Here is a 5,449-nt window from a genome sequence, read left to right on the forward strand (position 1 = left end):
CGGGGTTACGCTAACAGCCCGTCACCACCCACCGGCGAATCGCTCCTTACCGGTAAAATTGTCGCATCGCCTGTGTGACGAGGCTCGCTGGCATCCCCGGGCCGCGACAGGCCCGTGGAATAAGCCGGTGGAATGAGGAGGCGCGCGCCACGCTTCTTCCTGACGACGGACGCGACCCGTGGCGTGAGGAGGACCTCAACCCGTGCTTGATCCCGATGCACTTTACGATCTCGTCGAGGACCTGGCCGGCGGTTCGATCGATCTCGGCCGTCCCGTCATGCTGGAGGCGATGACCGGGGTGGTCGACGCTGGCGGCGCGGTCAGCCTGGCCGGCGAGCACCTGATGACCGCGCTCGACCATCGGCTGCTCGCCACCTTCGACATCGACCAGTTGCTCGACTACCGGTCCCGCCGGCCGACCATGGTCTTCTCCGAGGATCACTGGGAGAGTTACGAAGATCCCGTCCTCGCGCTGTACCTGTTGCGGGACGAGGCGGGCACTCCGTTCCTGCTGTTGGCCGGGCCCGAGCCAGACCTGCAGTGGAAGCGGTTCACGGTGGCGCTGCGAGGCCTCGTGGCCCGGCTCGGCATCCGTCTAACGGTCGGGCTGAACGCGATTCCGATGGCGGTGCCGCACACCCGCCCGTCGGTGGTGAGCGCGCACGCGACCCGTAAGGACCTCATCGTGGGGCACGAGCCCTGGCTGCGCCGGCTACAAGTCCCTGGCAGCGCCGGCCACCTGCTGGAATTCGAGCTCGGGCGGGAAGGCCGGGATGCGATGGGTTTCGCCGTCCACGTCCCGCACTACCTGGCGCAGACGACCTATCCGGCGGCCACCGAGGTCCTGCTGACCTCGGTGTCGAAGGCGACCGGGCTCCTGCTCCCGCTGGACGGGCTGCGCTCCGCCGCGGTTGCCATCCAGGACGAGGTCGACAGCCAGATCGCCAAGGGCGGCGAGGCCTCCGCGCTGGTCAGCGCCCTGGAAGAGCAGTACGACGCCTACCAGCGCGGACGGCGCGGGCCGAGCCTGCCGACCACGGACGACGTCCAGCCGCTGCCGACCGCCGACGAACTCGGCGAGGCCTTGGAGCGTTTCCTCGCTGAGCAGACCGAACCGGACGGTCCCACCCCGAATCCCTGACCCGGGTCAGGGATTCGGATCCCACCAGCCTGACCGGCCCGCTCCCCGTCGGGGTCACCTGCCGCAGCCCGCCCTCCGCGGGCCGCTGTGGAGCGGACCGGTCCCATGCGCGTGGGTTACGCACGGGTCGCGCCGTCGACCGACCGGGCGTGAAGGTGGCGGCACCGGAAGCCCGCACCACTGATGATCAATCTTTCCATACCATGATCCGTACACAGCCCGAGCTCGGTTGCATTTAAATTGTGAAAGTAGCTTCTGGTCACCTGTGTCAGACCGGGCCAACCGATTGGCTGTACTATTTTGATCCGCTGCTCGGAGAGCCATCCCAGGACGCCTGAAAATCGTCTCACTTGATGATCCAGTGACGGAGAGAATCGGACGATGAATCTGCCCGAGACGTCCGCATGACCGCATCCCCCGCCGGGGCGGTGCCCACCGCGGCCGGTTCGACGCCACTCGAGACCGCGACGCCACTCGAGACCGCGGACAGCACGGACCCAGCAGCCGGCACCGACCCAGCCGCCAGCGCGACGCCTGCCGGTCCGGCGGCACCGGCAGACCCGGCATCACCGCGCGGTCCGGCACTAACGGCCGATCCTGCGGAGACAGCCGATTCCGGGAATCCCGTACCCGCCGTGGCCTCGACGGCCGGCGCATCGGCGACCGGACCCGGTCGGACCGGACCCACCCTGCGCGAGCGGGGCCTCCACCTGCGTAAACCGATACGCACCGCCCTGTTGGCAATGCATGTGCTGGTGGGTGTCGGCTGGAATGGCGTGGCGTTCGCACAGCTTGTCCTGGCTTCGACCGCGGCGGCCGACGCCGGTCTTCGGCACTCCGCATATGAGCTCATGCACGTCGTCGACCGGGTCCTCGATATCCCGCTCGCTCTGCTCACCCTGGTCACCGGGGTGGTGATCTCGGTGAAAACGAGATGGGGACTGCTGCGGCACTGGTGGGTGGCGACGAAACTCGTCATCACCGTCGTTGCCGTGATACTCGGCGGCTCCGTGATGCACCCGTTGATCGTGCGGGCCGGACAGGCGACGGACGGGGGGGAGGTCGCCTACACGGCTCCGACCGTCGCGATCGTCCTCGGTGCCAGTGTGATGAACGTCCTGTTCATCACGGCGACAGTGCTGTCCATCGCGAGGCCTTGGGGAAAGACTCCCCGGGGCCGACGAGCGATGCCCCGAGCCGGTGCGGCTCCCCATACCCACGCAGCCGGGCCCGCCGGCGCCATCCGCGGCACTGGCCACCGCCACGGCCGCCACGGCCCCCACGGGGAGCGGGGATCCGGTACTCCCGGCCACCGTGGCGGTTCCCCTCGGCCCCTGAGGGTCAGACGCTGCCGAGCACGCGGGTGATCCGCACCTCTACGACGACACGCCGGGGATTGGCCCGCGGCGTGCGGTAACGCTGCGCATAGCGGAACTCGGCGTCGGCCACACTCACCGGATCATCCCGGAGCACGGCCAGTCCCTCCAGCGTCGACCAGCGTCGACCGTCGATCTGGCAGAGCCCGACGGGGGTGCCCTGGGCCGGCCCCGCCGCGATCAGGCGGGCCTTGCGGGATCGGGCCGATGTGATCACCCGGGCGATGCCCGCCGCCGGATCGAGCGTCGCGCCGACGGCGACCACGTGCGGGCTGCCCTCCGGCCGGACGGTGGTCAGGCTGCACAGGTGCCGCTCCCGCCAGAAGTCGAGAAAGGCCTCGCCACGCCCGGCCAGGTCGAGCGGATACGCGGGGTCGAGCCGGTTCTGCTGGTCGGGCCCTAGCCGGCGATGCGTGAGCACCGGGAACTCGGCACGAACGGCGGCCGGTCGGGCCGGGTCCAGCTCCGCGCGCACCGTGGTGGGCCGCGGGCCGGCCTCGGCGAGCACCTCTCCCCACGGATCGACGACGACGCTCGCCCCGGCCATCTCCCGGCCCGCCTGGCGGCCCGCGGCGTTGCAGGCGACGAGGTACACCTGGTTCTCGATGGCCCGGGCGCGGGTGAGCATGCGCCAGTGGTCCAGCCTGGCCAACGGCCAGGCCGACACCACCACCACGATCTCGGCACCGCCCTCGGCCAGCAGTCGGAACAGCTCGGGAAACCGGAGGTCGTAACAGGTTGCCAGCCCGACGACGCCGAGTTCGGTGGGGACGGTTCCGACCGTGGCACCCGGCGTCAGCAACCGGGCCTCCGCGGAGCCGTAGCCGAACAGGTGCACCTTGCGGTACGCATGCCGGATCATCCCGTCCGGACCGATCAACACGGTCGTGTTGAAAAGCCGTCCGTCGGCGGACCGTTCCACGATGCTGCCGGCCACCAGGTGGCATCCGCGTTCCCGGGCGGCCTCCCGCAGGGCGGTGACCGTCGGCCCGGTCAACGCCTCCGCCTCCGCCTCGTACCGATCGAAGTGAAAATAGCCGGTGACCCATAGTTCGGGGAGGACGACCAGGTCCGCCTGGGTCCGCCGGATCTCCCCCAGCACCCTGCGCACCCGGTCCGCCGCGTTCTCCTCGTCGGGACAGCCGAGTTGCAGGGCTGCGGCACGGACCGGGGCTGCCATACGGGGCTCCTCGCCTTGTCGACCATGCGGTTCCGCGAACACGAGGGTCTTCCCGGCGGCGACCCGGTCGACCGCGGGACTCAGGACAGGCCCAGCATCGCCTTCCACTGCTGGGCGCTCGTCGGCCGGAAGACGTGGTTCATCCGCCTGACCACCGCGAGGTCCTCCGACGCCTGCGGAGAGTACTGGTGGCCGGGGAAGACGGTGGTGGTGTCCGGCAACGCGGCCAACCGACGCAGGCTGTCGTACATCAGTCCCGCGTCGCCGCCGGGCAGGTCCATCCGGCCGCAGCCCTCGAGGAACAGGGTGTCCCCGGCAACGAGCCGGTCGTCGACGAGGAAACACTGGCTGCCGGGGGTGTGGCCGGGGGTGTGCAGCAGCCGCACGAGGATCTCCCCGACCATCACCACGTCGTTGTCATCATGCTCGACCAGATCGGACGCGGAGACCTCGGTCGCCCGCCGTACCCACTCCGCCTCGGCCCGGTTGACGTGGATCGGGACGTTCTGCCGGCCGAGCAACTGGCGGACACCCTCGATCTCCATGCCGAACGCGTTTCCGCCGATGTGATCAGCGTGGTAATGGGTGATGAGCGCGCCGGTGAGCCGCATACCGTCGGCGGCCAGCAGGTTGAGCAGGTCGTCGACCTTGTAGGCGGGATCGACGATCAGGGCCTCGCCGGTCTCGCGGTCGCCCACGAGGTAGACGAAGTTGACCATCTGGGTACCGACCGGATCGCCGACGGCGAAGTCACGGCCGGACAACAGCTGACGGAAGTACAGGCGATCGGTCACCCCGCCAGCCTACGAAGGTCCGGCCCGCGGCGAGGCGGGTTGCTCACCAGGGCTACCTGCGGCGGCCTGACGGCAGACCCGGCGCGCCGGTTGATCGGCCGGCCATCTGCCGTCAGGCGACCGGGCTGAGGCCGCCGTCGAGGTTGATCGCCGCACCCGTGATGTAGGCGACCCGCGCGGAGAGCAGGAACGCGACCAGATCGGCGAACTCCTGGGCCCGGCCCACCCGACCGAGCGGGATTCCGGAGGTCCGCCCCATCCGTTCGTACAGCTCGTCGCCCGTGATGTTCTCCCGGGCCGCCGCCCGATCCCACTGCCCGCTCTCCACCAGGCCGATCAGCACCGCGTTGACCCGGATCCGGTCCGGGCCAAGCTCCTTGGACAGGGCCTTGGTGAGCGCGAGGCCCGCGGCCCGAGTGACGGAGGTCGGGGTGGAGCCGGCGCCAGGGGCTCTGGCCGCCACGGACAGTGAGTTCACGATGCCGCCACCGCCCGCGCGCCGCAGGTACGGCAACACCAGCCGGGAGGCCCGGATCGCCGCGTGCAGCTTCAGCTCCAAATCGGCGTTCCAGACCTCGTCGGCCTGCTTCTCGAACGTACCGGCCGCGCTGGCGCCGGCGTTGTTCACCAGGGCGTCCACGGCGTTCCACCGGTCAACGGCGGTGGCGACGAAACGTTCAAGGTCGGTGGTGCTGATCACATCGGCGGGTACGGCGAGAACCTCGCCACCGCCAGCCTGCGCCTGCTCGGCAACCTTCCGCAGCCGTGTCTCGTCGCGCCCGCAGAAGGCCACCCGCGCCCCCTCGGCGGCCAGCGTCCGCACCAGGGCGGCTCCCAGTCCGTTCGAGCCGCCGGTCACCAGCACTACCTTGCCCGCCAACTGAAGATCCATCCCGCTCCTGTCGCCCCGCTCCGGTCGCAGTTTTTCGATGAGGCATGCCGCCCGGCCTCAATGCCA

General features: G+C 70.0%; 5 protein-coding genes. 2 read left to right on the plus strand and 3 right to left on the minus strand.

Annotation, left to right across the window (positions count from 1 at the left end; genetic code table 11):
* The first annotated feature begins 202 nt into the window (after positions 1–202).
* Positions 203–1,141, plus strand: coding sequence for a proteasome assembly chaperone family protein (locus AC08OT_RS18860; protein ID WP_476594475.1), 939 nt, complete (start codon positions 203–205; stop codon positions 1,139–1,141).
* A 635-nt stretch (positions 1,142–1,776) separates the two neighbouring features.
* Positions 1,777–2,508, plus strand: a complete 732-nt coding sequence (locus tag AC08OT_RS18865) for a hypothetical protein (protein WP_476603123.1) — start codon at positions 1,777–1,779, stop codon at positions 2,506–2,508.
* On the opposite strand, the gene AC08OT_RS18870 is transcribed toward AC08OT_RS18865, so the two are convergent.
* From AC08OT_RS18870 to AC08OT_RS18880, 3 genes are all read right to left on the minus strand, one after another.
* The gene (locus AC08OT_RS18870; RefSeq protein ID WP_476594477.1) at positions 2,483–3,697 is read right to left on the minus strand and encodes a nitrilase-related carbon-nitrogen hydrolase; all 1,215 of its coding nucleotides are present in this window, start codon (positions 3,695–3,697) and stop codon (positions 2,483–2,485) included. The two genes, AC08OT_RS18865 and AC08OT_RS18870, sit on opposite strands and share 26 nt — an antisense overlap.
* Positions 3,698–3,777: 80 nt before the next feature.
* Positions 3,778–4,491, minus strand: coding sequence for an MBL fold metallo-hydrolase (locus tag AC08OT_RS18875; protein ID WP_476594478.1), 714 nt, complete (start codon positions 4,489–4,491; stop codon positions 3,778–3,780).
* A 112-nt stretch (positions 4,492–4,603) separates the two neighbouring features.
* On the minus strand, positions 4,604–5,383 hold the full coding sequence (locus AC08OT_RS18880) for an SDR family oxidoreductase (protein ID WP_476597665.1): 780 nt from the start codon (positions 5,381–5,383) through the stop codon (positions 4,604–4,606).
* Between the last annotated feature and the right edge of the window lie 66 nt (positions 5,384–5,449).

The sequence above is a fragment of the Frankia sp. CgJB1 genome (assembly GCF_977947065.1).

What these genes read in the sequence shown, in the direction of transcription:
- AC08OT_RS18870 (WP_476594477.1), bottom strand. Translation starts at nt 3,697, where the DNA reads ATGGCAGCCCCGGTCCGTGCCGCAGCCCTGCAACTCGGCTGTCCCGAC.
- AC08OT_RS18880 (WP_476597665.1), bottom strand. Translation starts at nt 5,383, where the DNA reads ATGGATCTTCAGTTGGCGGGCAAGGTAGTGCTGGTGACCGGCGGCTCG.